The 24,183-nt window shown below is 68.2% G+C and carries 20 protein-coding genes and 3 pseudogenes; 15 read left to right on the top strand and 8 right to left on the bottom strand.

Annotated features, from left to right (window positions below; all coding sequences use genetic code 11):
- Nucleotides 1-11 precede the first annotated feature (11 nt).
- Both AQI88_RS31160 and AQI88_RS31150 read right to left on the bottom strand, forming a co-directional pair.
- Nucleotides 12-1,214: a ComEC/Rec2 family competence protein gene (locus tag AQI88_RS31160; protein WP_067005518.1), complete on the bottom strand. Its 1,203-nt coding sequence runs from the start codon at nucleotides 1,212-1,214 to the stop codon at nucleotides 12-14.
- A 566-nt stretch (nucleotides 1,215-1,780) separates the two neighbouring features.
- Nucleotides 1,781-2,422, bottom strand: a complete 642-nt coding sequence (locus AQI88_RS31150) for a helix-turn-helix transcriptional regulator (RefSeq protein WP_159050449.1) — start codon at nucleotides 2,420-2,422, stop codon at nucleotides 1,781-1,783.
- 283 nt (nucleotides 2,423-2,705) lie between these two features.
- On the opposite strand from AQI88_RS31150, the gene AQI88_RS31145 reads away from it, so the two are divergent.
- The 5 genes and pseudogenes from AQI88_RS31145 (at nucleotide 2,706) to AQI88_RS31130 (ending at nucleotide 6,350) form a co-directional block, all read left to right on the top strand.
- Nucleotides 2,706-3,044 carry an RICIN domain-containing protein gene (locus AQI88_RS31145; protein WP_067005514.1) on the top strand — a complete coding sequence of 113 codons (339 nt, stop codon included), beginning with the start codon at nucleotides 2,706-2,708 and terminating at the stop codon, nucleotides 3,042-3,044.
- Between the two features lie 123 nt (nucleotides 3,045-3,167).
- Nucleotides 3,168-3,610: pseudogene (locus AQI88_RS43810) on the top strand (reductase); the annotation flags it as partial.
- 234 nt (nucleotides 3,611-3,844) lie between these two features.
- The gene (locus AQI88_RS31140; protein ID WP_067005512.1) at nucleotides 3,845-4,390 is read left to right on the top strand and encodes a hypothetical protein; all 546 of its coding nucleotides are present in this window, start codon (nucleotides 3,845-3,847) and stop codon (nucleotides 4,388-4,390) included.
- 539 nt (nucleotides 4,391-4,929) lie between these two features.
- Nucleotides 4,930-5,634 (top strand): alpha/beta fold hydrolase, encoded by a 705-nt coding sequence (locus AQI88_RS43805; RefSeq protein ID WP_107118718.1) that lies wholly within the window; start codon nucleotides 4,930-4,932, stop codon nucleotides 5,632-5,634.
- Nucleotides 5,580-6,350, top strand: coding sequence for a MerR family transcriptional regulator (locus tag AQI88_RS31130; protein WP_067005508.1), 771 nt, complete (start codon nucleotides 5,580-5,582; stop codon nucleotides 6,348-6,350). The genes AQI88_RS43805 and AQI88_RS31130 overlap by 55 nt, the downstream gene beginning before the upstream one ends.
- A gap of 338 nt (nucleotides 6,351-6,688) precedes the next feature.
- On the opposite strand, the gene AQI88_RS31125 is transcribed toward AQI88_RS31130, so the two are convergent.
- On the bottom strand, nucleotides 6,689-7,795 hold the full coding sequence (locus AQI88_RS31125) for a sugar ABC transporter substrate-binding protein (RefSeq protein ID WP_067005506.1): 1,107 nt from the start codon (nucleotides 7,793-7,795) through the stop codon (nucleotides 6,689-6,691).
- A gap of 503 nt (nucleotides 7,796-8,298) precedes the next feature.
- Here AQI88_RS31125 and AQI88_RS31120 point away from each other — a divergent pair.
- The 3 genes from AQI88_RS31120 (at nucleotide 8,299) to AQI88_RS31110 (ending at nucleotide 11,998) form a co-directional block, all read left to right on the top strand.
- Nucleotides 8,299-10,173, top strand: coding sequence for a helix-turn-helix domain-containing protein (locus AQI88_RS31120; RefSeq protein WP_159050448.1), 1,875 nt, complete (start codon nucleotides 8,299-8,301; stop codon nucleotides 10,171-10,173).
- A 248-nt stretch (nucleotides 10,174-10,421) separates the two neighbouring features.
- The gene (locus AQI88_RS31115) at nucleotides 10,422-11,780 is read left to right on the top strand and encodes a type III PLP-dependent enzyme domain-containing protein (protein ID WP_067005504.1); all 1,359 of its coding nucleotides are present in this window, start codon (nucleotides 10,422-10,424) and stop codon (nucleotides 11,778-11,780) included.
- An 11-nt stretch (nucleotides 11,781-11,791) separates the two neighbouring features.
- Nucleotides 11,792-11,998 (top strand): hypothetical protein, encoded by a 207-nt coding sequence (locus tag AQI88_RS31110; protein ID WP_067005502.1) that lies wholly within the window; start codon nucleotides 11,792-11,794, stop codon nucleotides 11,996-11,998.
- A 623-nt stretch (nucleotides 11,999-12,621) separates the two neighbouring features.
- Here AQI88_RS31110 and AQI88_RS31105 read toward each other — a convergent pair.
- Nucleotides 12,622-13,230 carry a DJ-1/PfpI family protein gene (locus AQI88_RS31105; protein ID WP_067005497.1) on the bottom strand — a complete coding sequence of 203 codons (609 nt, stop codon included), beginning with the start codon at nucleotides 13,228-13,230 and terminating at the stop codon, nucleotides 12,622-12,624.
- On the opposite strand from AQI88_RS31105, the pseudogene AQI88_RS49155 reads away from it, so the two are divergent.
- Nucleotides 13,127-13,495: pseudogene (locus AQI88_RS49155) on the top strand (hypothetical protein); the annotation flags it as partial. The gene AQI88_RS31105 and the pseudogene AQI88_RS49155 sit on opposite strands and share 104 nt — an antisense overlap.
- A 72-nt stretch (nucleotides 13,496-13,567) precedes the next feature.
- Nucleotides 13,568-13,694, top strand: a pseudogene (locus AQI88_RS49150) (IS5 family transposase); the annotation flags it as partial.
- On the opposite strand, the gene AQI88_RS31100 reads toward AQI88_RS49150, so the two are convergent.
- Both AQI88_RS31100 and AQI88_RS31095 read right to left on the bottom strand, forming a co-directional pair.
- Entirely contained in the window at nucleotides 13,695-14,012 is a 318-nt protein-coding gene (locus tag AQI88_RS31100; protein WP_067005596.1) for a YciI family protein, read from the bottom strand.
- Nucleotides 14,013-14,076: 64 nt separating this feature from the next.
- Nucleotides 14,077-15,147: an alpha-hydroxy acid oxidase gene (locus AQI88_RS31095; RefSeq protein WP_067005495.1), complete on the bottom strand. Its 1,071-nt coding sequence runs from the start codon at nucleotides 15,145-15,147 to the stop codon at nucleotides 14,077-14,079.
- Nucleotides 15,148-15,428: 281 nt separating this feature from the next.
- Here AQI88_RS31095 and AQI88_RS31090 point away from each other — a divergent pair, with 281 nt between their 5' ends.
- Nucleotides 15,429-16,280 carry a hypothetical protein gene (locus AQI88_RS31090; RefSeq protein ID WP_067005493.1) on the top strand — a complete coding sequence of 284 codons (852 nt, stop codon included), beginning with the start codon at nucleotides 15,429-15,431 and terminating at the stop codon, nucleotides 16,278-16,280.
- A 386-nt stretch (nucleotides 16,281-16,666) separates the two neighbouring features.
- On the opposite strand, the gene AQI88_RS31085 is transcribed toward AQI88_RS31090, so the two are convergent.
- The gene (locus tag AQI88_RS31085) at nucleotides 16,667-17,176 is read right to left on the bottom strand and encodes a DinB family protein (RefSeq protein WP_067005491.1); all 510 of its coding nucleotides are present in this window, start codon (nucleotides 17,174-17,176) and stop codon (nucleotides 16,667-16,669) included.
- 637 nt (nucleotides 17,177-17,813) lie between these two features.
- On the opposite strand from AQI88_RS31085, the gene AQI88_RS31080 reads away from it, so the two are divergent.
- Complete coding sequence (locus AQI88_RS31080; RefSeq protein ID WP_067005489.1) at nucleotides 17,814-18,854, top strand: vWA domain-containing protein; 1,041 nt, start codon at nucleotides 17,814-17,816, stop codon at nucleotides 18,852-18,854.
- Between the two features lie 453 nt (nucleotides 18,855-19,307).
- On the opposite strand, the gene ltrA is transcribed toward AQI88_RS31080, so the two are convergent.
- A complete protein-coding gene (ltrA, locus tag AQI88_RS31075; RefSeq protein ID WP_067005487.1) occupies nucleotides 19,308-21,068 on the bottom strand; it encodes a group II intron reverse transcriptase/maturase in 1,761 nt (586 codons plus the stop codon).
- 951 nt (nucleotides 21,069-22,019) lie between these two features.
- Here ltrA and AQI88_RS31070 point away from each other — a divergent pair.
- The 3 genes from AQI88_RS31070 to AQI88_RS46165 all read left to right on the top strand — a co-directional run bounded on the left by AQI88_RS31070 (nucleotide 22,020) and on the right by AQI88_RS46165 (nucleotide 24,107).
- Nucleotides 22,020-22,904 carry an amidohydrolase family protein gene (locus AQI88_RS31070; RefSeq protein WP_079057920.1) on the top strand — a complete coding sequence of 295 codons (885 nt, stop codon included), beginning with the start codon at nucleotides 22,020-22,022 and terminating at the stop codon, nucleotides 22,902-22,904.
- Between the two features lie 289 nt (nucleotides 22,905-23,193).
- On the top strand, nucleotides 23,194-23,712 hold the full coding sequence (locus AQI88_RS31065) for an RICIN domain-containing protein (protein ID WP_067005485.1): 519 nt from the start codon (nucleotides 23,194-23,196) through the stop codon (nucleotides 23,710-23,712).
- Nucleotides 23,713-23,963: 251 nt separating this feature from the next.
- Nucleotides 23,964-24,107 (top strand): hypothetical protein, encoded by a 144-nt coding sequence (locus AQI88_RS46165; protein WP_159050446.1) that lies wholly within the window; start codon nucleotides 23,964-23,966, stop codon nucleotides 24,105-24,107.
- The last annotated feature ends 76 nt before the right edge of the window (nucleotides 24,108-24,183 follow it).

The raw sequence follows: 24,183 nt of genomic DNA, 5'->3' as shown, positions 1-24,183 counted from the left end.
CTGAGGAGTCGTTAGACGAATGCGAGGTGATAGTCGCCGGGCCTCGGGTCATCCAGAATCAGATGCCAGTCCACCCCCAGCCAGTCACGCCCGGAGGGAGGCGGAGCCTCGGCCAGGGTCGTGCAGATGCCCTCCGTCGCGTTCTGTATGACGAACGGCGGTGTCCTTCCCCTCTGGAAGGACCCGTACGGATGCTGCTGAGTCGGCGCGATGACCGGCTGAGGGAGGCTGTGCGCGGCGAGGGTGGTGCGGATCTCGTTCAGCTTGGTGTCGGCCGGCATGCCGGTGCCGCCGAAGCGCCCGAGCCCGGAGCTGAAGAACAGCGCGTCGGGGGTGGTGTAGTCGAGCCAGTCCTTGCTGGTGGCCTCGGCGCTGCCGTGGTGACCGGCCTTCAGCCACAGGTTCTTCTCGCGCTGGTAGCGGCTGTCCACGAGGTCGGACTCCCGCAGGAAGTCCTCCACGCCGCGCTCGGCATCGGCCATCAGCAGCACCTTCTGCCGCCGCTCGTCGCCCGCGGCGGGCCGGCCGCGCAGCATGAACACCAGGCTGGCTGCGTTCGTCCAGGTGGAAGGTCGCTTCCCGCGTGTCTTGGAGGTCACCTTCCGGCCGTCGACGATGGCGTACAGCGAGGAACACACGAGGTAGAGCTCCGGCAGGCCGGCAACCGTCGGAGCGATCTCGACGCGTTGGTTCGCCGGGTACAGACCGACGGACTTCGGGTCGTTCACCACCCTGTGGGCGCCGTTGGTCAGCCGGTGCTGCTCCCCCGGTTCCAGCAGCTTGTAGGTGAACGCGTCGGTGTCCCCCTTGTGGAACTCCCGGGGGTCGCCCGTGTACCACACATCCTGGATCCCGAAGTCGAGCGTCTTGGCGGCGTTGCACAGCAGCGGCTCGAGCAGGTTGTAGTGGTCGGCGTCAGAGTGACTGAGGAACAGGTAGTCCAGCTTGCCCCGGCTCGCCCCGGCGTTCCGCGCGAGCCGGTCGGCGATGACCTCCCGGATGTGCGCGACCGTCCGCTCGTCGTTCGTGCCCGGCCGACCGTGCGTGCTGCGGTGCGGAATGGAGGGCTTGCCCCCGCAGTCGATCAGGGCGGCGGCCACGCCTACCCGGTCCGCGAGGTTCGACAGCCCGGAGCCGCCGCCCGGCACTTCGTAGAACCACAGGAACGTGCAGTCCCCCTGGCCGACGTTGAAGAAGATGACCTCAGCCGGCATCCCGCCGCCTTCCGTTCCGAGATGAACAAGACCACTTCGCTGATGTGGTTCGGGCATGGCGCCGCGACACCGCGCCGCATATGTCACCAGCAGTGGCCCCGCCCAGCCATACCGCCCTCGCCCTGCCCGATTTGTTCCGGCCACACCCTGACCAAGCCCTCCACTCCCGCCCGGAGCCGCAAACCGCCGTGCGGGCAAGGCTGTCTTGGGCGCGAACACCGTGCCCGGGGACACCGAAAGTCGTCCTGATCCAATGTCACGGAAAGTACAGAAACGGACACGGACCGATGCTCTCCAGCCAGCCCGGGACTGTGAGGGTGCTCTCCCCCGCCTACCGCTGGGAGGTGCACCCGGTCGCGGAGGATCGCAGGCGTACTGCTCGCGTACAGATCGAAGCGGCCGGTGCCCCGTGGGCCGCGGACAGGCGCCGACTTGCCGGAAGCGTTTCTGTATCCACCTTTGCGGCCACGATGATGTGCCGGTACCAGCCGATACAGCGGCGGACCTCGTACTGATCCTGACGAGCCGAAGTCAGTAACGGCATCCCTGCTTGCGGCCTGAGGGCGTCACGCTGTGATGGCCGCTACCAGTTCGTTCCGCCCGCAGGTGCCGGTCTTGCGGAAGATCGCCCTGAGATGCTCGTTGATCGTGTGCACGGACAAGTCGAGGAGCCGGGCGATCTGCTTGGGCGCGGACCCGTCCTGCAGGTGGTGCATGATCTGGCGTTCGCGGGCGGTGATTGCGTACCAGTCGCAGAACGAGGGGAGCAGCAGCGTGCCGGTTGCCCGTTGGATCACGACCGCAACGTCGCCGTCGTCGCCGAGCGGCTGCGCGTCGATCGCGGTCCACCAGCCGGATCCCGATGAGGGTACGCACAGCAGCGGGTTGTGCCGGCGCGGATTGCGCGCATGCTCCCGCGCTGCGGCTGCCAGCGCGGCGAAGGACGACTCGATCAGCCAGTCCGGAACGTTCTGCCGAGCAGTCATTGCCTCCAGCCACGGCCGCGCCTGAGGCGTCGTCGCCCCGATCCGTCCGTCCGCAGCGACGATGAGCACACTAGGTGGCGGCGCGTGCGCTGACAGGGCGACGGGCCCAGCCGTCACATAGCTGCGCAGCGCGGCGATCAACGAGGGCCCGACCTCGGCGATCCGCCGCACGTCAGCACCGTCGAACGGCCGCCCGCCCGCCTCCCGCAACAGGTAGAGCACCCCCCACACACTCCGCGCGTGTCCCGCAACACGAGGCACAACTCCTCACCGACCCCGTACTCGGCGAGCAGCCGGTCACACGCACCTGGGCTATGTCTCCGATCGACCACCATCACCGGGACCGTCTGCCGCGCCAGGCGATCCAGGTCCCGCACATAGGCTCCGATGCCGTCCGGGCTCAGTAGCGCGCGCGACCGACATCGGGCGCGTACCCATGCCAGAACGCCAGTGACGTGACACCCAAACCCGACGCCGGGTTCATCACTCCACACCGCAATGCGTCATGCGCCACCTTCGGCGCGAGCACCCGGGACAGCGCCGCCCCCGTCTCCTCGAGGCCGGCTCCCGGCACCAGTGCCGCGCGCACCACAGCGGCACATACCTGGACGTCGAATGGGCCAGCCACGCGGACACGGCCCGCATCGTCCAGGCCAACTGCCACTACGGCGACAACCAACGCTGGTACCAGCAGCCCACCAGCGACGGCTACGTCCTGCTCATCGCAAAGCACAGCGGCAAGTGCATGGACGTCGCCTGGGCCGACGAAGGAGACGGCGCCCCGGTGGTCCAGTCCGGCTGCTGGCACGGTAACAACCAGCAGTTCAAACTGGCGCCCGTCTAGAAGAGCCGAGCCCCACACGGACCCCATACGCTGACGCCCCAGGAACCACACCGTCAGCACGGCTGCGGCTGGCCGACATCGCGGGCTCGATCCGCCGGCCAACCGCAGCCACGCAGGGCGCCGATCGTGCTGGACCTGGTGCGGTATCCGGCCGACGGCCGCCGCCGCTCGGCGAAGGCGTCCGGGGACAAGGCGCACCCCACCAACTTCGGCCTCCTGTGACCAAGGGGGCGCCGAGCGCGGACATGATGGCCGCGCCCGGCGAGGTGGCAAGGCCCTGGTGCGGGACAAGCGGGGCGCCGAGCCGGTCGAGACCGATGTGGACGAGGCCATCGCCTCGGTCGCGGTCCGACTGCGGACGATCCTGGACGAGCACGGGCCGGACGCGCTGTCTTTCTACGTCTCCGGGCAGCTGTCCCTGGAGGCGCAGTACCTGGCGAACAAGCAGGTCAAGGGCTTCGTACGCACCAACCAGATCGAGGACCGAGTCGAACCCCCGGCTGTGCGTGGCCTCCGCCGGCACCGGCTACAAGCTGTCGCTCGGCGCCGACGGCCCCCCCGGCTCGCGGCGCTGAGACCGTCCCCGCACCTGGATGGCCGGGGTGTGTCGGCGCCTGGGCTGGAACCCTGGAGCGTGACCGAACCAGTGGGAGCAGCACATCACCCGCAGGCTCTGAGCACGCACCCTCTGCGGTGCACTGGACCACGAACAGCAGCGCAGGCGGGTGAATGGAAATTTAGCTCGGGACTCGAAGGTGTCTGGGCGGGCGGGGACGCCTTCGCTGGGTGAAGCTGAAGGCGTGAGCATCAGTAGTGAGCGCCCGGTAAGCGCTGAGCAGATCTACGCAGCGCTGGCTGCTCTGGCGGCTGAGCCGGTGGCAGACACGGAGAAGCGACCCGAGGGGCCGCAGGAAGAAGACCGCCTGCAGCTGCTGGGCAGTCTGCTGGCTAAAACGGAGCTCGAGATCACCGCTGCAACCCGTCTGACCGAGGAAGAGGAGATCGAGGACGTCCTTGAGACGTTGCTCGGCTGGGGGGAACAGATAGGAGCGGACCCCGGCCTCGCGGTCAACGTCCTGACGAACCGGCTGCAGCGCACCGCCGTGCAGGTCTCCGAACCCGAGGCGGAGGAACTGCCACCCGGCCGGGAGGCCGCCTTCGCCGCTGTCATGACAGCGGTGTACGCGCTCGGCGCGCAGCTGCACGCGGAGCGCGGCGATACGGAGGGAACCCGACGCGCTCTGAGCGGGGCGGAAGAAGCCCTCATCGACATCCTGCAAGGCATGCATGACCTGCGCGTCGCCATCGGCGACGCGGCCGGGCAGGAGGACGAGGCCGACGGCTGACCCGCCCGGTGCCTGCCCGCAAGAGCCTCTGAGGACGGGAGCCGGCACGGGCCGCAGCCTCTCCCCGGCGGTGTGTGGCCACCGGGGAACGAGCTGCCGCGGGAACGGGTCAGCAGGCGTCGGCGCGGGTGCCGATGCGTGCGCGCTCCCGGTGAGGCAGCCTCGCAGTGGTGTGGGTGGGTCTCGTAGGCGTGGGTCAGTCGGCGGTGGTGCAATGGCCAGCCGAAGGTCCGCTTGGCAAAGTATTCGTAGGTCAGTCACTTCTCTGAACCAAGTGGTCGGCTCCGGAAGTCCTTCGGGGGTTGACTTCGTGTACCGGGCCACGTTGGTTGACATCGTGCCTACCGGCCTTCGGCGCGGCACAGGCACCGACCCGGTCAGCGAACTGCAGAAATTCCGAGGTTGACCTTGGCCTAAGGTCAGGGTGGACGCTGAACGCATGACGAACTCGAACCCTAACTCGAACCCGAACCCCAACTCCCCCTGGACCGGCATGGTGCCGGTGGAGGACACGGCAACTCGGGAACGAGTACCGGCACATCACCTACGACGAGCGGGCCCGCGGCCGGTCGAATCAGTCGGCGGACTACTCCTTCGACGCCTGCATCCGCGACGTCGATGCCGTCCTGGATGCGACTGGCGCGGAGCGGCCACTGCTGGTCGGCTGGTCCTACGGTGCGGCGCTCGCGCTGCACCGGGCCACCCGGAACCCGGACCGCGTCGCTGGTGTGGTCATGGTCGACGGTGGCTACCCGTGGGACTACCTCGCCACCGTCGAGGGCAGCCGAGAGGCCGGCCGGGAGGAGATCCGGAAGATGTTCCGGCGCTTCGGTCGGATAATGCCGCTCGTCCGCCCGCTGGGCATGGCCGCGCGGATGAGCGCCGACCAGCACGCCGAGGTCAACATAGAGCTGAACGAGATCGTCGCCGCCAGCGAGCCGGTCTTCGACCTCGTGACCTTCCCGATGCGGTTCCTCGTCGCCTCGGGTGCCAGCCTCGGCGGCACCGCGGAAGGGCTGGCGGCGATGCGTGCCACGCTGGACCCGATCCTCTCCCGGAATCCCAACGTGGGGGTGAGCGCGACGGTCGGAAGCAAGCACACGACCATCGTGCGCAAGGACTTCCGGGCCATCGCCACGGCCGTTCGAGAAGTGGCCGACTCGCTGCACGGCGGGGGTCAACTGACGCAATGCCAGACGGAATCACCATCAGCCAAGCCGCGGCATTCGCCGGCGGCACGGTGAAGACCATCCGGCGCTACCACCAGAACGGCCTGATCGACGAACCCGGCCGCGACACGTCCGGCTACCGACGCTGCGGAACGGCCGACCTGCTGCGGCTGGTCCAGGTCCGGACACTGGCCGGCGCAGGCGTACCGCTGGCCGGGATCGGCACCATGGTCGATGCCGATCCCGACACGTTCGCGGCCGCGCTCGTCGATGTCGAGGAGAGCCTCACCAGCCGGATCGACGAGCTGATCGCGCGGCGCGAGACGCTGCGCCGGCTCGCCCACCGCGACCGGGTCCTGCTGCCCGACCGTGCTCTCGCGCTGCTGGACCGGATGCCCGCGCTCGGATTCACCGCGGACGACGTGACGACGGCACGAGAGGGTCTGATCCTGGTCAGGGCCCTGCTGCCGGAGGGCTTCGACGACTACCTCTCCCAGATCGAGCGCGGCCTCGACGATCCCCGGCACGTCGCCATCATCAAGCTCACCTGGAGCGCCGGGAACTGGGACCCCGACGATCCCCGGATCGAGGAACTCGCCGAGGAAGTGGCCGCCCACTTCCTCGCCGATCCCTCACTGCTGCCCACGCTGAGCGGCCTCCAGAACCGCGACGATGGCGCGCCCCGTTACGAACTGCTCACCCGCCACGGAGAAGACGAGCGGCCTGCCTGGACCCGACTGACCACGTTGATCCAGGAGAAAATGCGATCAGCCGGAATCGACATCCCCTAACAGACTTTACACCGCCCGGCATTTCCGCCTGATCTTGCGCGAGTTGGGGACTGAGGACCAGCTCGCACGAGGGAACCGGGCCGGGGCCTGACTGGCTGCATCGTGGCCGGTTCAGTGCCGACTCTCGCGGCTCGGCACACTTCGGAGCCAATGTTGTGGGTGGTGGTCAGATGTCGGGGGCGGCGCGCTGGCCTGCCTGGCCGCCACGGTCGGTTCTCGCATGCGCCATGCCTCCGCCGGGCTGCGCCGTGCCGCTCGGGCAGGTCGGACCTCGGCGGAGGCTAGGGCCGTGACCACCCGGGGGTGGGTGCGATGGCGTGCGCGGCGGAGGACGGGTGCTACTTCAGGCCGATTGCAGTGCAGGCCGCCTCGTACTTCGGGGTGCAGATGTCCTTGACGGAATAGACGCCGTCTGCGATCACCGTGTTCTTGATGTTGGCCCTCGTGAGAGCGACCACCGGCACGAGCATCGCGGGGATCTTCTTCTCGGTCGGACTGTCGACCGTGTCCTGGGTCAGCGCGTCGAACCGGATGTCGCGGCCCTGGACCTTGTACACCGCCATCTCCGCAGCACGGGTGGCCTCGTCCAGGAATGACTTGTAGACGGTCATGTACTGCTCGCCCGAGACGACCCGCTGTACCGCATCCAGGTTCGCGTCCTGCCCGGTCACCGGCGGAATCGTGGTGGCGCCCGCGTCCTTCAGCCCGTCGATGACGGCGCCCGCCATGCCGTCGTTGGCCGAGTAGACGGCGGCGATGTTGTTGAGGCCGATGGCCTGAATCGCCTTCTTCATGTTCGCCTTGGCGACCGTTGGCGACCATTTGTCGGTGTCGTACTCCTTGGCGATGTGGACCTTGCTCTGGAGTTCGCTGAGGGCGCCCTCCTTGAACTTCGCCGTGTTCGGGTCGACCGGGTCGCCGTTCATCATGACGATCTTGCTGGTCGCCGCCTTGCTGCCGAGCGCCTCGATGATGGCGCGGCCCTGGACCTCGCCGACGAGTTCGTTGTCGTGCGAGACGTACGCGTCGATCGGGCCCTGCGCAAGCCGGTCGTAGGCGATGACGGGGATCCCGCCGTCCTTCGCCTTCTGGACATCCGGCGCGATGGCCTTGGCGTCCAGCGCGTCCACCAGAATGATGTCGACCTTCTGGTCCACCATCCGCTGGAACTGCCGACTCTGCGTGGCCGGGTTCGCCCCGGCGTTTGCGTAAGCGACCTTGCCCTTGCCATGCGTGAGGGAGGCGACCTCCTTCTTGATGATGGGGTAGTCGAAACTCTCGAAACGTGCCGTGTCCTTGTCGGGCAGGAGCAGTCCCACCGTGATGTCGTCGCCCTTCTTCGGGGATGCGGAACTACCGCTCCCGCCGATGCTGTCGATGGCGCCGCACGCGGTGAGTGTGAGAGCCGAAGTGGAGGCGGCCAGGGCTATCGCGATACGAGGCATGGGGGTCCTGCAGGTGGTAGGAGCGCTCACATCAGGTGCCTTCCGAGGGGGGAGCATCATGCGTAACCAATGATGTGAAGGAAGCAAACGCACAGACACCAGGCAACGTCAAGACGTAAGGACAATAAGACCGTTAAGGCGTGCTGTTCACACCGCCGCTCGATGACGCACCCGAACGGCAGTTCCCCCAGGTCAGGACGATGCCGCTGGAGTCCGCCACGCGGCAACGACGTCTCGATCGAGTCGGGGGCGGGGCCGGCGAATGCGACGATCCAGCAGCGCCTGGTGCCGGTGCGCCTGTTCTACGACTTCCTGATGGAGGAAGGCCTGCGCGAGTCGAACCCCGTGGGCCGCGGGCGGTACACGCCTGGCCGGCGCGGGAGCAGTCAGCAGCGGGGCCTGGTGCCCAGGTTCTCCAAGCTGCCCTGGATCCCGGACGAGCAGAAGTGGCGGGACCTACGGGAAGTCACGCGGCGTGAGCCCGGTGCGCAACCGGGCACCTGTTGCAGCAGACCAAGAACGAGACGCTGCTTCAGCCCACGGCCACCGACGACCGCATGGACCAGGCATGCCCCGGGGCGAGCAGTTTTGCTGCGCATCGGCTGCGGGCCACGACGGTGATGTCGTACGTTTTCCGGATCGGCCGCCGACGGCGGGTGGCGTGTGCACGCTCCTTGCTGCGGTGCCGGACCGGGCGGGGGCACGAGACGGGGGGCGACGTGACGGACCTGGGGGCATCGGCCGGTTGGGAGACGGCCGGCGAGACGCGGGTGACGCTGGAGCGGCTGCTCTCCGTCGTGGGCGTGGGCGCCGTGGAGTTGCACTCGGCGCCCGAGGGCCTGGGGACCACGGTCACCGGCGTGAACGTGCTGGACCTCCTGGAGCCCGTGATCAGACCGCGGGAACTGCTTCTCGCCGTGGGCGTCGATCCGCGCTCGCCCCAGGGGGTCGACGTCGTGCGCCGGGCGGGCGAGTCGGGTGCGGCGGGTGTGGTATTCGGACCAGGCCGGCCCGAACCTGCCGCGGGAGCCCTTCAGGCGGCAGCGGAAGCAGGCGGTACGGCGCTGCTCTTCCGTACCGCCTGGTGCACCTGGGCGCATCTGGTGGGCGTGCTGCGGGCGGGGCTGGCCTCGGCGGGCGTACCGCCCCTGGCGGGACTCGGCGGGCCGCGCCTGGGCGACCTCAACTCGCTGGCCGACGCGGTGGCGGCTCTGGTGGGCGGCGCGGTGACCATCGAGGACACGGAGTCCCGCGTGCTCGCCTACTCCTCGACCGAGGAGAACGTGGACGAGCATCGCCGGCTGACCATCCTCGGCCGCCGTGTCCCGCCGTGGCGGGTGGCCGCCATGCGGGAGGCAGGGTTCTTCCAGGCCCTGTGGGCCGGGGACGACGTACTGCACCGGCCGGCGCACGGGCAGGACCCGGAACGTCTGGTGGGCGCCGTACGGGCGGGCGGGGAGGCGCTCGGGTCGATCTGGGTGGCCGCGGTGGCCGGCCGGCCACTGGCGCCAAATGCCTCCGAGGCCCTTCGCGCGGCGGCCCGGACCGCCGCCGCCCACCTGCTGCACCACCGTACCCACAGTTCGGGCGATCGCCTCGTCGAGGACGCGGCCCGCGCGCTGCTGGAGGACCGCGGATCCGTCGAGGTGCTCGCGGAACGGGCCTCGCTGCCGCCGAGGGAGCCGTGTGCCGTCCTGGCGGTCGGTACCGGGGCCGCGGGCCACGGGGACGACGATCCGTCAGGACTGCACGGGCTGCTGGCCCTGCACTGTGCCGCCTACGGCCACCGCACGGTGGTTGTCCCGGCGGGCGGCAGGATCCTGGTGCTGCTGAGCGCGCTGGACCGCGACCCCGACCGAGCCGAGAGCCAGGTGACGCGACTGGGGGAATCGCTGGCGAACCAGCTGTCGGCCACCCTGGGCAGGCCGGTGAAAATCGGTCTGGGCGATGTGGCCCCCGGACTGGCGGGCGCGCCCGAGTCGCGCCGGTCGGCCGAGCTCGCCCTCAGGGCGCTCACCGAGGCCACGCGGTCGCGAACCGTGGCCAGGACCGAGGACGTCGCGGACACGGTCGGCATCCTGCACGTCGTCGGCGCCCTGCGCGGGGTGGCACTGCCGCCCCAGACCTCGGTGGCCCGGCTGAGGGCGTTCGACGCCGAGCACGGCGGCAGTTGCCTGGTGCAGACCCTGCGCGCCTACCTCGACCACTTCGGCGACGTGTCCGCCGCTTCCCGTGCGCTGGGCGTGCATTCCAACAGCCTGCGCTACCGGCTGCGGCGCATCACCCAGGTGTCGGGGCTGGACCTGGAGAGCCCCGATGCCCGTCTGCTGGCGCAGTTGCAGTTACGCCTGAGCGACCAGGGCGACGGCACGCACTGAGCAACCAGGGCAACAGCCCCTCGTCGGCGCCTCGTCCGCCGCTTGTGCGCCGTCACCATGGAAGGGCCGCTTCTTCGTCGGAGCGCACAACGGCACGGTCGGCGGGCGGTTGTCTGCTCCTGACCACCGTGGGGCAGGCCTGCGGCTTTGACGACTCGACGAAGACGCACTCCCGGTGCGGACAGCAGCCTGGTACTCCGCCCCGGGAAGGTCCCGGGCGCTGCGCAGAGCACCCCGGAAGGCTCACCATGACCGGACTGACCCCCGCCGCACAGCGGCGCGAACGGATCCTGCGGGAGGCGGTGCGACAGGGACTGCTGGACCGCGAGCAATCCCTGCTGGCCGCCTTCGTCGACCTGGACGGCGTCGCCGCGACAGTCGACTCCCTGCACCGCGCCTTTCCCTCCGCGCCGCGCGTGCTGCACGCGTTCGCCGCCAAGGCGAACAGCCTGGTGCCGGTGCTGGCGGAGCTACGGCGGCTCGGCATGGGCTGCGAGGTCGCCACCGCGGGTGAACTGGCCCGCTCACTGGCCGCCGGCTTCGCTCCGGATCGGATCGTCTTCGACTCACCGGCCAAGACGGAGGCCGAACTCCTGCGCGCCCTGGACCTGGGTGTGACCATCAACGCGGACAACTACCAGGAACTCGCCAGGATCGACCGGGCACTCGGCGACCGCGTTCCGGTGTCGAGGATCGGTGTGCGGGTCAACTCCCAGCTCGGTGGTGGCGCCATCGCCGCGATGAGCACGGCCACGAGCACCTCCAAGTTCGGTGTCCCGCTGGCCGACCCGGGCAGCCGGCGGGAGTTGCTGCGCGCCTACCGTGACCGGCCGTGGCTCACCTGGGTGCACACACACGCCGGTTCCCAGGGCTGCCCGCTGGACCTCATGGCGCGCGGGGTCGCCGAGGCCGTGGCGTTCGCCGAGGAGGTCAACTCCACCGTCGGACGGCGCCAGGTCGTCGGCATCGACATCGGCGGCGGACTGCCCGTCAACTTCGCCGACGACGAGACCACGCCGACCTTCGACACGTACGTCGGACAACTGCGCGCCCACACGCCCACGCTGTTCTCCGGCGGGTACGAGATCGTCACCGAGTTCGGGCGTTCCGTCCTCGCCAAGAACGGTTTCACCGCCGCTTACGTCGAGTACACGAAGAGCATGGGCGGCCGGCCGATCGCGGTCACCCACGCCGGAGTGCAGGTGGCCACCCGGACCGTGTTCAATCCCGACGCCTGGCCACTGCGGATCGAGGCACACGACGGCGGCGGCACGGCCAAGCGGGGCGGACCGGTCCGCCAGGACATCGCGGGGCCCGCCTGCTTCGCCGGCGACCTGCTGGCGCGCGACCGCGCGTTGCCGCTGCTGGAACCCGGCGACATCGTCGCCGTCCTGGACACCGGCGCCTACCACTTCTCGACGCCCTTCCACTACAACAGCCTGCCCGAACCCGCCGTGCACGGGGTCCGCACCAGCGATGACGGCCGTGTCGCCTTCGAACTCCTGCGTCCCGCTCAGGACCCGTGGGACGTCCCCGTTCCGGACCGGAGCGGTCACGGCAGGCTTCGGCGAGAACGGGCGCACGAACCCGCCCACGGCGTCGGGTGAGGAGCGCCGAGGTGGCACAGCCCAGCCGTCGGCGGCCCGGTCAGGACGGGCCGCTCCTCACTCAACGCGCCGCCATCGTCTTCCTGCTGGCAGCCCTGGCCGGCATCGGTGCCACGGTTCTGGCGGCACTGGCCGGCAACGCGTGGCCCGTCGCGGTGAGCGTCGGCGGCGGGGTGGTTGCCCCGGCCGTGCTGTTCTTCAACCAGATCATCGACTAGGCCGCATTCCTCTGTGGCTGGGTATATGGCCTGGTGGCGGGGCCGGACGGTGCAGCTGAGCTGGTCCGGACAGCGGGTGCCGACGATCGCAGGCAGAAACGGTCCCGGATCATTGCACTGGTCAGAAGGCCGCCGCCGGACCGGCTGCGGTGGAAGCCGGGCCGAGAACTACGGGCGCCGGACGAGCGCGGCCCGGCGGAGTGAACCTTGTCTGCACCAGCCGCCGCGGCCCAGGCCAAGGGCATCCAGGTCGGACGTTCACGGGTCCGAAGGATCCTGCGGGAGGAGGGAGTACGCTGGCGCCGCACGCGGCCGTAATACCCGGCCGAGAGATGCGGACTTCGCCCCAAAAGGACGCGGATCCTCGGCCTGCAAAGCCGACCCGCCGCCCGGCGCCACGGTCATCTGCGCCGACGAGCTCGGGCCGGTCATCCCGCGCGCCTTCACGCCCGCCCTGGGCTGGTCACCGGGCACCGGATCAAGTCCGAACTCGACTACAGCCGCAGCCCGCAGAAGACATGGGTCTTCTGCGGGCCGCCCCACGCGCACCTGCAGACGCCGCTACATGTACATCCCTTTGAGGCACGCAGCACAGGAGACCGCAAAAGGCTGTACGCCGGGCATCAGCCCAGTACGGCCTCGCCCGTGTGGACGGCACGCATGGCACGCTCGACGGTCTCCTGGTTTTCGCCGACCGGAGCCACGTAGTCGAGAACGTCGCGCGCGGCATCCTCCCCGAGCATGCGGGTGATCACCCACGTGGCGAGATACTGGGATGCCAGGCAGCCGCCCGCCGTAGCGATGTTCCCTTCGGCATGGAACGGCGCATCCAGCACGGTGACGTTGCAGGCTTCGACGAAGGGCCGGCTCTTCATGTCCGTGCACACGGGCATGCCGTTCAGCAGCCCGAGCCGGGCGAGCACCAGCGCGCCGGAGCACTGCGCACCGATCAGCTGTCGTGAGGGATCGAGCGGCAGCCGAGAGATCAGCCAGTCGTCGGCGACCACGTCTCGCGTCGTCACTCCGCTGCCGATCAGCACGACGTCGGCCTCGGTCACGAACTCCATCGGGCGCTGCCCGGTCACGGCGACACCGTTCATCGACGTGACCACCGACGTCGGCGTCGTAATGAAGGCTTCCAAGCCGTCCTTACGGCACCGGTTGACCAGCGCGGAAGCGATCAAGCTGTCGAGCTCGTTGAACCCGTCGAAGGTGACCACGGCTACCTGCATCACGACTCCTTCATGTAGGGGATCAGATCTGAAGTCTCCCCTGGCGCGTTGTTCCGCAGCGAGTGCCAATCATCAGTCGGTGGCATGCCTACCTGCAGTCTGGGCTTCGAACTCCAACCAGGGTGCCGTACCTGCTGTCGTTGGCCCGGGTGTGCTGTTGACTGACGCCCAGTGGGCGCGATTCGGGCCGTTACTCCCGGACAGGACACCCAAGCGGGGCGGCCGGTGGCGGGACCACCATGAAGTGATCGACGTAATCGCCTGGAAGTTCCAGACCGGATCGCAGTGGGTTCACCTGCCGGAGGAATACCGTAACTGGAATCGAAGCCGGACGTCGCCTGTTCGAGGCGGTGATGGAGAAGGTCCGGGTGCCCCGCGCCGGGTCGGGCCGTCCGCGTTGCACGCCCGGCAGCGTGGCTGCCGACAAGGCGTACGGCAACCGCGCCACCCGGTCCTGGCTCCGCTCACAGTTGGCGGGGAAGCCAGGCTCCCTGCTGGGACTTGAGGTCCTCCAGGCCGGTCGCGACCAGCAGCGGCGTGAACTCCACGACGGAGTGCGCAGCCACGCCGTGGACGACGTAGGGATCGGTGGCGAGGAGGCGGTCGAGTTCTTCAGCGGGCATCTCGGGGGCGAGGTAGACACCGCCGATCAAAGGCACCTGGCGCCCGGCCACGAGAAGCTGCCGTCGTGAGATGAGATCACTCAGCCAGTCGCCATGCGCCGCTCTCCACTGGTCCACATCGGCCAGCGGTGCCGTGTAGGTCACTGTGACAACGAACATGCACGGACCGTAGCGGATCACCAAGGGGCATAGCGATCCCATTCCATGATCCGGGAGACCTGCCCTAGCAGGGGCGGTGGGATGCCGGGCGCAGCAGGCTCGCGTCCACGGATGCGAGGTCCGTACGGCCGCAGAGCGCCATGGCAGTCTCCAACTCGGCGCCCAGGATGGACAGTACGTCCCGGGCGCCCTCGGCCGCTGAGACGGCCATGCCCCACAGCACAGGCCGGCCCACCAGCACCGCCCGGGCACCCAGAGCCAGAGCGACCAGCGCGTCCGAGCCCCGGCGGACGCCCCCGTCGACGAGGACCTCACAGCGTCCGGCGACGGCGGAGACCACCTCGGGGAGCGCATCGAGAGCGGTGACCGAGCCGTCCAGCTGGCGGCCACCGTGGTTGGAAACCACGATCGCTGCCACCCCCAACTCGGCTGCGTGGGCCGCGTCTTCAGCGGTGAGCACGCCCTTCAGGACGATCGGCAGCCGGGTCAGCGAGCGCAGCCAGGCCAGATCGTCCCAGCTGAAGGCGGGGTCGATATGCCGGGCCAGCTGCGCGGCCAGTTCGGCCGAAGAGCCGTCGGCGGGGATGTCGGGGAAGTTCGCCGGTGCCAGACCCGGGGGGAGGGCGAAGGCGTTGCGCAGATCCCGCACCCGGCGCCCCCTCACCGGGGCATCCACCGTGACGACGAGTGCCCGGTACCCGACCGCCTCAGCCCTCTTGACCAGATCCTCGCTGACCGTGCGGTCCCGGAAGACGTACAGCTGCATCCACAACGGCCCACGCGCCGCCCGAGCGACGTCCTCCAGTCGCGTGGTGGCGAACGTGCTGACCACCATCAGCGCGCCCACCTCGCCCGCGGCGCGAGCACAGGCCGACTCGGCTTCGGATGTGACCAGCCCGTGGAAGCCGGTAGGGGCGACCGCGATGGGCAGGGCGACGGGGGAACCGAGCAGGGTGGTGCGCATGTCGCAGCGGGAGACGTCGACGAGGACGCGCGGGCGCAGCCGGTAGCGCCGGTAGCCGGCCAGGTTCTCGCGCAGGGTCGTCTCATCACCGCTGCCGCCGTCGATGTAGTCCCAGGCAGCGGGCTCGACCAAGGAGCGCGCCGCGGTGTAGTAATCGTCCAGCGTGACCATGTTCCGACCGCCGGCACCAGGAGAGTTGCCAGAATTGTCCTTGTCCGTCGCCACGACGATTCACCTCACCAGGACCGCCCGGCGGAGGCAAGCCCGGTTCCGGCCAGCCCCGGCCAGGACCTGCTGGGCGAGGTCTTCGAGTTGCGGCGCCGTCGGACCCCTGCCCGGCGGCCCTTGGGGTCTTCGTGGCACCTGCGAAAGATGGTGGCCTGCCGGTACTGCAGGCGGACAGCCTTTGAGCTGCCGCCTCAGGGGCCCAGGGACCGGAGGGGCCAGTGCGAGTGGCCATGGCGTTCGGGGCGCGGGATCTGGCCAACGTGCGTTTCGCAGTGTCGCCGATGCAGCATCTGCTGATCGGACTTCAGCAGTACAGCGGTACGCCGCTACCGGCTCTTCGGTGGCGGCGTGGGATCCGGTCCCGGGTGCCCGCTCGGGCGCTACCCAAGATCGAGCTGGTCGGGGCAAACCCGTACTGCCTTCCGGACTTCCTGACTCCGCCGATGCCCTGGGTCCCGGGCGGCGTCTCTCTGTCCGACGAGCAGGATGTGACCGGCGCTGTCAACATCGAGCAGTTGCACAGCGACCTGGCCCGCTACGCCGAGCTGGGCCCTTTGCCCTGGCCGGTGGCGCAGCTGACGGACGGCGGCGACCGGCAGCTGAAGCGTCTTCTGGGAACTGCGCACGCATTCTTCATCGCCTGTCTGGCCGATGACTCGCCCGACATGACCAAACGGCTGCACGCCGACATCAGCATGCGTCGGAGCGCTCTCGGGGATCAAGGGACGGGCAGAACGCCGGCCGGCGTCCACCCGGCGTTCAGCGACCCCACCCGCTTCCAAGCCACCCTCGGGGGCCTCGCCCTGACCGTTCCGATGCAGGCGGAGCGCAGCGTCGCGGCCCCGGGTTTCGTGCTGGCCCCGAACCTGTTCCTCGGCGGCATGATCTCCCCTGGCAATCACCAGCCGATGGCAGCAGCCGCTGTTCATCTACACCGCCTCCGAGGCCATCCTGCCGCCGCCCCCTGGCGTGGACGGCCTGGCCGCCCTGCCCTGATGGGCAAGGGCGGGCCGCGGCGCTACGGGCCATTGGCGTGGGTTTCACTACCACCGAGCTCGCCGCCCGGCTCGGCGTGAGCGCCCCAGCCGTCTCCCAGCACACCGCCGCCCTGCGGCCGGCCGGGCAGGGCAACGCGTCCTCCACACCCTCAGCGCCCTCGGCACCAGCTTGCTCACGGCAAACCCGTGATGAAGAAAGAGCCGCCACGTACGGTATCTCCGAACGGCTACGCGGCGACGGCATGCATCACCAACGATCCGACTCTCTCCTACGAGACATGCGGCCCGCTGGTCTGGAGCTGATCGGTCAGCCGATTTCCTTCAGTAGATCGTCGGTCATCACATAGAGTGCGGTGGCGAGGGAGTCCAACTCTGTGTTCACACACCAAAGTTGGCCTCCCTCCAGACCCGCGGGCGATCCACTGGAATAGACCGGCATGTGGAGATCGGTGGCTCCGGCGGACTCAGGCGCCCACGGTCCCGTCGACACCCTCACGCAGAAAGTCCGCGTGCCCGTTGTGGCGGCCGTACTCCAGGAGCACGTGCACCATCACCATCCGCAGCGATACCTCCTCGCTCCACCTTGGCTGATACCCGGCCCGGTCCAGGGACTCAGCCTCCCGCTCGATGCGGCGCGAGTTCTCCACCTCGGCCTCCCAGGCCGCGAACGCCTCCCCCCTGGTCGACGCGCTCGCGTCGTACGCCGCCTGGAAGTCGATCTTGTCGGACCAGACCATGGGCGCGTCGTTGTCCTCGAACACTCGACGGAACCAAGCGCGCTCCACCTCCGCCATGTGACGCACCAGACCGAGCAGCGAAAGCCTGGACGGCGGCATCGACTGCTGCCGCAGTTCCTCGTCGGTAAGCCCTTCGCACTTCATGGCGAGGGTCGCGCGGTGGTAGTCGAGGAAAGCCCGCAGCATGTCGCGTTCGCTTCCAAAACTGGGGGGTCCTATGCGATTGTCGCTGGTCACTGTCCGTGCTCCTCATCCGCGTCTGCATTCAGGGCCCGTATCCAACTCCCGTCGGCTGTCTGTCCCCAGACGAGGGCCGCGTCCACCGGACCCGACTGTCACCACGGGGGTCGGCCGTCACGGGAATCAGCAAGGCTCGTCGGTCACCCTAGCCGCATCTACCCCTTGGAATCGATCACCCAGGAGCTCGGGGTGCACGAGCCCGGCACACCTTGCCGCGAGAATGAGATGGGCACCGGGCTCCTCGCTGACTCCCACAAGTCGGGGGGTCCCGTGGCCTGCAGCGCTGCTGACTGTCGCGCCCGGCGTGGACGCACTCGTGACTCCCCCATCCGGCGTGCCGGAGCTGTACGAGCCGCGCCTGCCGCTCTTCACCCTCTCGGAAGCGCACGAGTTGCTGGATGTCCGGTCAACGTCAGCCCAGCGGTGACGTGTTGGCTACTTCGGGCTTCATTCCCCACCTACGCGCCCGCGGTCTCTCCTGTGCGGCCGCGGACGGGGCGCGGCGCGGTGGCCGCGCCCCGTTGCGAGTCAGGCTCTCTCCCTCCGACGGTCTGCACCCCGCCTGGCATCCAAGATCGATTGTCAGTGGTGGGTGAGAGGATCGAAGCATCGAGTCGGAACAGGGGGAGCAGTCATGTCCGGGAACCAGAACTACATCAATCACGTTGCTCTTGTGCTGGATGCCAGTTCGTCCATGTCACACCTGAGCGGCAAGGTCGTCGAAGTCGCCGACCAGCAGATCGCATATCTGGCCCGCCGATCGAAGGAACTGGACCAGGAAACCCGCGTCACGGTGTACGTCTTCGCAGAGAAGGTGGAGTGCGTCATCTACGACAAGGACGTGCTGCGGATGCCGTCCCTGGAGCAGCTGTACCGGGTCGGTGGAATGACGGCCCTGCTGGCGGCCACGCTGAAGTCGCAGCGGGAGCTGGCGCAGACAGCTCAACTGTACGGTGACCACAGCTTCCTGACGTTCGTACTGACCGACGGGCAGGAGAACGCAAGCCATCGCTGCCTGGATGCCCCCGCCAGGGATCCGCGTGAACTGGTACAGGCCGTGGCCAAGTTGCTCGAGACACAAGAGGACAACTGGACACTGGCGGTCCTTGTGCCGGACCAGATGGGCAAGCGCGAGGCCATGCAGTGCGGTTTCCCGAAGGACAACATCGCCATCTGGGACGCCACGAGCACACAGGGTCTGGAGGAGGCTGGGCAGGTCATCCAGCAGGCCACCGAGAAATTTATGGTGGGCCGCGCCCAAGGCATCCGGGGATCGCGGGCGGTGTTCTCCACAGGTGCAGAGGCGGTCAACAAGGACACCATCAAGGCAGCTGGTCTCACCCCGGTGAATCCGTCGGAATACCAGCTGATTCCGGTGGCACGCGAAGCGGCGATACGGGACTGGGTCATCGAGTGCGGGCACACTTTCCGTACCGGCTGTGCGTTCTACCAGCTGAGTAAGTCCGAGAAGATCCAGGCGCGGAAGCAGATTGCGGTCCTGGAGAAGAAGACCGACCGGGTGTACACGGGGCCGGAGGCCCGTGCATTGCTCGGCCTGCCGGACACGGAAGTTCGCGTGAAGCCGGACCACAACGACGACTTCACGATCTTCGTGCAGAGCACCAGCGTGAACCGGAAGCTGGTACCGCACACGCGGCTCCTGCTGATGATCTGACGTCCCTTGAAAGCCCCGCCTGTCCGCATGGGTTCTCATCAACGTCGCAACACCCGACATCCGGGTAGGCGATGAAAGACAGAAGGGCCACTGCTGGGGGACGCCCTCATGGCAAGAGAGCGTCCCCCGAGGAGCGACAGAGGGGCCTTCGCGTACGCGAGCGCGGATGGGCTGCACAGCCGCACTGTGCAGCCCGTCGCTCCTCCCAGCCCCAGCGGCTGAAGAGGCGCCAGGCTTCGTCTTCCCCTAGTGGACCTGTGTCGACGGCCGTTCGGCGCCGACACCCAGTTCCTCGATCCAGTCCGGTGGCGGTCTCGTCTTGGCACTGCCCCGTCCTCTTATGGTCGGGTAGCCGGGTCACGTTGCCGTGACCCGGCCCCCTCAGAACCGGACGTGCACCTTTCAGCGCATCCGGCTCAAGCAAGCCACGAGGGCTTTCGCAGGTAAGCAGGGTTATATGGCCCGTTTGCCATCGCCCGCATGGTGCTGGCGGTGGCATTCGGAGTGCACGAGGCGAAGGTTGGTCCGATCGTCCGTGCCGCCGTCTCGCCGGTAGGTGAAGTGATGCTTGTGGAGCATCTTCTTCGAGGCCGCGAACCAGTTGATCCACTCGCGTGGACTGTCCGGCTCGTACTCGGCTCCGACGATCAGCGCCTGCTTGCAGAGAGGACAGAGCCCCTGCTGCCTGACCGCCAGGAGAAGACTCGTCTTGTCCATCGGCGGCGGCGCTTTCCTGCGGCGGCGGTCCCGCCAGTACTCGGCCAGAGCGGGGTCGTCCAGGGACGCTCCGCCCTTGACGAGCTGGTGGCGGACGATGCCGGTCCAGGCGAACTTGATGAGGAAGGCGCCGCTGCCGCGGTCGCCGAACACCCACCGGTCTCGCCGGGATGGGTGGAACCTGCCGAAGTACCGGGCCACGACCCAGTGCCTCGACTTGTTGCGGTGACGACGCCTGGCCCATTTGAAGGTCAGCCGCCACATGTAGTGATCCAGCGACGAGAACGTCGTCGTGGATGCCACCGCCCGGTAGTAGGCTGCCCAACCGCGAACGATCGGGATCAGCCTGCGCAACACAGCCTCGGCATTCGCCCCATGCAGGGCTCGAACCTCGGTCCGCAATCGCGCCCGGAGCCTCACGCAAGCCGCTGTGCTCGGCTTGATGATCAACTTGCCGCCCGTTCGGCGGACGGTGAAACCGAGGAAGTCGAACCCCTCATCGAGGTGGACGACCTGAGTCTTCTCCTCGTTGAAGCGAAGTCCCCTCGGCGCCAGCCAGTCCTCCAGTCGGGCTCTGACCTGGTGCACCTGTTCTTCGTCGTGGCAGAGCACGACGAAGTCGTCGGCATACCTCACCAGCACGGGGGTGCCCGGGGCGGCGCCGGGCTCGCGCCCGGCCCGCACCGTGTATTGGCACCCTGCGGCCTGTTCCAGTCCGTGCAGAGCAACGTTCAGCAACAGCGGGCTGATCACACCGCCTTGAGGAGTGCCCTCCTCGGTCGGTGCGAACCGGCCGCGGTCGATCACGCCCGCCTTCAGCCATCCGCGGATCAGATCCCTGGCGGGGAACTGGCCGAGCATGGTCATGAGGTGGTCGTGGCCGATGCGGTCGAATGCCGCCGACAGGTCCGCGTCCAGGACCCACAGACGCTTCGGGTTCTTTCCCTTCACCGTCCAGAAGATCGCGGATATCGCGTCCTGGCAGCTGCGGCCGGGCCGGAAGCCATAGGACCTCGGCTCGAATCGCGCTTCCCACTCGGGCTCCAGCGCGTTCTTCACGCGGGCCTGGAGGACCCGGTCACGGATGACCGGGATGCCGAGTGGTCGCTGTTTCCCGTTGCTCTTCGGGATGAACACTCGCCTGACCGGCCTGGCCTTCCACGGATTCGACGACCGATGGATCTCGGCCGCCAAGGTGCCTCTCGCCTTCGGCGTGAGGGCCCGTTCCCCGTCGATGCCAGCGGTCATGCGACCACTGCTCTGCTGCGTCACCCGCTTCACGCTGACCAGCGTGTTGCTGCGGCTTCGCAGCATGAGTTTCTGCAAGTTGCGGACCTTCTTGAGGTCCCCGTCCTGCGTCGCCTTGAAGATCCTCTGCCTCAGCCGCCGTACGTTCTCCTCGCAGGTGGCCCAGTCGATGCCGTGCCAGTCGAGTAAGTCGTCCTCGGGTCCGTTCACCGCAGGCGAGGACGTCACGACAGGTGCCGTGACCTCCATGTTCGCCTCCGGTGTCTAACTTGTCCCTCGATTCCGGCTTCCTTGCAATGGTGACTTCATAGGCTCACCTGATCCACGTGGGCGCCCTTTCGAGCCGGACCAACTCGGATCCGTATCCGGCGAGTTATCCGAGATCGGGTGAAGGTCCCGCCTCTCGGTTTCCTCTGGCCTTTCGGCCCGCCGGCCTTCGCTTCTTGGATCTTCCTTCTCCCGCCGGGGAGTTCAGCCTTCCTTGCGGTCGACCTACCAAGCCGGGTGGCCTGGACCCCGTCGGGGTTCCCACGTTCCGCACCAGTAAGACGCGGCTGGGGTGGGCGCCCCCTCTACCCCGGGACCAGCAGTGTCCTCCCTCCGGGCTCAGTTACCCGAAGGTCGCTTGGTGCCTCACAGCACCGGGTCCTGTGACCGCCGCCAGCACGCCATCGACACGGTCTTAAAGTCACGAGGCATCATCAAGGGTTCACTTACGTTCGCCCGTCCAGCCTTTCCCTCACCTGTGGCACCCCGATGGCCGGGACGCCCTTGGGCTTGAACGCTCCGCTTCACACCCCGCCGTTACCAGCGACGCATGGGAGCGCGGGAACGAGCCCTGGACACTGGCCCGAAGTTCAGCCGATCGATACCCCCTTCACGTGGCTGTCCTTACTTACCTGGAGCGACTTTCGTGTCGCACACTGAGCACCTCAGTTGGTTCTGGGCCGCGCTTCCGTGAAGGGTCGACTGAACGACGCACGGCCGTCGATGCATGAGTCATGGCAGTCACCGCTCCGTGGACGTGGGCCCCAGGGTCTGGATCACGGCGTCGATCGCGGTCAGAACAACGGCGCAAGTCCCGGGAGCCGCGACGGTGCTCGTCGGACAGCAGGGCACCATTGGCTCGTCCAGCAATTCCCGACCCTGTGGAAGCTGCAGGTTGTTCGAGAGAGGCGGTTCCAGGTGAGTTCCACCCGCATGGCTTGGGGCGAGGAAGCCGGTGAGGTCCGCCGTTTCTGGGGCGGGCTCGGTCTTCCCGGGCTGATCGACGTCCACACCCACTTCATGCCCGAGCGTGTCCTGCACAAGGTCTGGGGCTACTTCGACGCCAACGGGCCGCTGATCGGTGGGCTGAAGTGGCCGATCACCTACCGGAAGCAGGAAGCGGAGCGGACGGCTCTGCTGCGGGAGTTCGGGGTCCGGGCCTTCACCGCGATGCTCTACCCCCACAAGCCCGGCATGGCCAGGTGGCTCAACGGATGGGCGGCCGACTTCGCCCGCCGCACCCCCGACTGCCTGCACACCGCGACCCTTTACCCCGAGCCCGACGTCGAGACATACGTCCGCGAGGCCGTCGAAGCGGGGGCGCGTGTGTTCAAGGCTCATGTGCAGGTGGGAGCGTACGACCCGGCCGACGAACGTCTCCAGCAGGCATGGGGGCTGCTGGCCGAGGCCCGGATTCCCGTGGTGATGCACTGCGGCTCGGGGCCCGCGCCCGGCAAGCACACGGGCCCCGAGCCCATCGCGCGAGTGCTGGCACGCCACCCGAAACTGCGGCTGATCGTCGCGCACATGGGCATGCCCGAGTACGAGGAGTTCCTCGACCTCGCCGAACGGTACGACCAGGTACGGCTGGACACGACCATGACGTTCACCGACTTCACCGAAGGATTCATGCCGTTCCCGCACCGGGCCCTGCCACAGCTCACCGCACTTGGCGACCGCATCCTGCTCGGCTCCGACTTCCCCAACACCCCCTACCCCTACCTGCACCAGCTCCACGCCCTGGAACGGCTGGGACTCGGACAGGAGTGGCTGCGGGCCGTATGCCACGACAACGCGGCGAACCTGTTCGGCCTGTGACACCACCAAGCCGACTGAAGCTGCTCGCGCGCGGCATCCCGCCGCGGCGTGCTCTTCGAAGACGGAGGCCAGTGAGAGGACAGCGCTCTCGTTGAGATGTGCCTGCGGCAATCAGATGGTGCGGAACCGGCCATATCGGATAGCGCACCGCACATCGGATTGAAGTGTTCATGCCTGACTCATAGCGTGTGCGAGGCATGCGCGGCTGGGTGATGCCTCGCATCACAGCACACGGCCGCACGCCCATGCCTGCCCTTCGACCAGGCGGACCACCAACGGGAGGACCACCATGAGCCTGCGCACTGTCCTCACTACCCGCACCGCGAGACCGGCGGCAGCCGTGTTCGCCACTGCGGCACTGCTGCTGACCGGCACCACGACCGCGCACGCCGTCACACCCAAGCCCAAGGGTCCGGCCATCGCCGACGGCCAGATCTACTACTACGCACTCCAGAACCAGAACACCGGCCGCTGCGTGGACGACTCCTGGGACTACGGTCTGCGCGCGTTCACCTGTAACGGGCTCAACTACCAGAACTTCAACTGGTACAAGCAGACCGACGGCACCTGGGTCATCCAGAACCAGAACACCGGCCGCTGCATCGACGACAGCACCGACTACGGCCTACGCGCGTTCGGCTGTAACTACCTTTCGTACCAGCGGTGGACGATCGTCTACCAGTCCGACGGCACGAAGACGTTGAAGAATCAGAGCACCGGCCGCGTGATCGACGACAGCCTTGACTTCGGTCTGCGCGCGTTCGGGTACAACGCGCTGTCCTACCAGAGGTTCACGTTCGTCGGCTGACACACCAGCTGGCCCACGGCCGGGCGCGCCGTTGCTGGTGCGCCCGGCCCTGGCGCATCGATCAGGCTTGCTCGGATCATGCGGGTGGGCCGTGCCCGGCAAAGAGGAAAACCTGCCGGGATGCAGCACGGAACGCTGCGCGGCTTCGTCCCTGACCGGACTGTCCATGACCCCGGCCGCCGACAACTTCGCCCAGGAGGACCCCAGCAACGTCGGCATTCCGCAGCTGGCCGGCGTGCTGGCTCCCGTTCGTGCCGATCGCAGCCGACCCCGACCTGATCCGCCACGGCGTCGCCGTGCGGGACCGGGGCGCGCTGCGGGTCACGCCGGGACGGATCGCCCGGTCGCGGCACCGGCGCCGCGCGGCTCGCATCCGGACAGAGAAGCTCACGTAGGACAGGAAGACGACCGCGAGCGGAGGATGGAAGGGCACCATCCGGCAGTTCGCATCGGGGACCCTTTCACCCGGGT

The organism is Streptomyces cellostaticus (assembly GCF_001513965.1).
In the GTDB taxonomy this organism is placed as follows: Bacteria; Actinomycetota; Actinomycetes; order Streptomycetales; family Streptomycetaceae; genus Streptomyces; species Streptomyces cellostaticus.
Note: the sequence above shows the minus strand (reverse complement) of the source record. Positions and strands in the feature narration are given on the sequence as shown.

Coding starts and splice junctions, on each gene's coding strand:
- AQI88_RS31160 (WP_067005518.1), bottom strand. CDS start 1,214: ATGCCGGCTGAGGTCATCTTCTTCAACGTCGGCCAGGGGGACTGCACG.
- AQI88_RS31145 (WP_067005514.1), top strand. CDS start 2,706: ATGCGCCACCTTCGGCGCGAGCACCCGGGACAGCGCCGCCCCCGTCTC.
- AQI88_RS31130 (WP_067005508.1), top strand. CDS start 5,580: ATGCCAGACGGAATCACCATCAGCCAAGCCGCGGCATTCGCCGGCGGC.
- AQI88_RS31125 (WP_067005506.1), bottom strand. CDS start 7,795: ATGCCTCGTATCGCGATAGCCCTGGCCGCCTCCACTTCGGCTCTCACA.
- AQI88_RS31115 (WP_067005504.1), top strand. CDS start 10,422: ATGACCGGACTGACCCCCGCCGCACAGCGGCGCGAACGGATCCTGCGG.
- AQI88_RS31105 (WP_067005497.1), bottom strand. CDS start 13,230: ATGCAGGTAGCCGTGGTCACCTTCGACGGGTTCAACGAGCTCGACAGC.
- AQI88_RS31100 (WP_067005596.1), bottom strand. CDS start 14,012: ATGTTCGTTGTCACAGTGACCTACACGGCACCGCTGGCCGATGTGGAC.
- AQI88_RS31095 (WP_067005495.1), bottom strand. CDS start 15,147: ATGGTCACGCTGGACGATTACTACACCGCGGCGCGCTCCTTGGTCGAG.
- AQI88_RS31080 (WP_067005489.1), top strand. CDS start 17,814: ATGTCCGGGAACCAGAACTACATCAATCACGTTGCTCTTGTGCTGGAT.
- ltrA (WP_067005487.1), bottom strand. CDS start 21,068: ATGGAGGTCACGGCACCTGTCGTGACGTCCTCGCCTGCGGTGAACGGA.
- AQI88_RS31070 (WP_079057920.1), top strand. CDS start 22,020: ATGGCTTGGGGCGAGGAAGCCGGTGAGGTCCGCCGTTTCTGGGGCGGG.
- AQI88_RS31065 (WP_067005485.1), top strand. CDS start 23,194: ATGAGCCTGCGCACTGTCCTCACTACCCGCACCGCGAGACCGGCGGCA.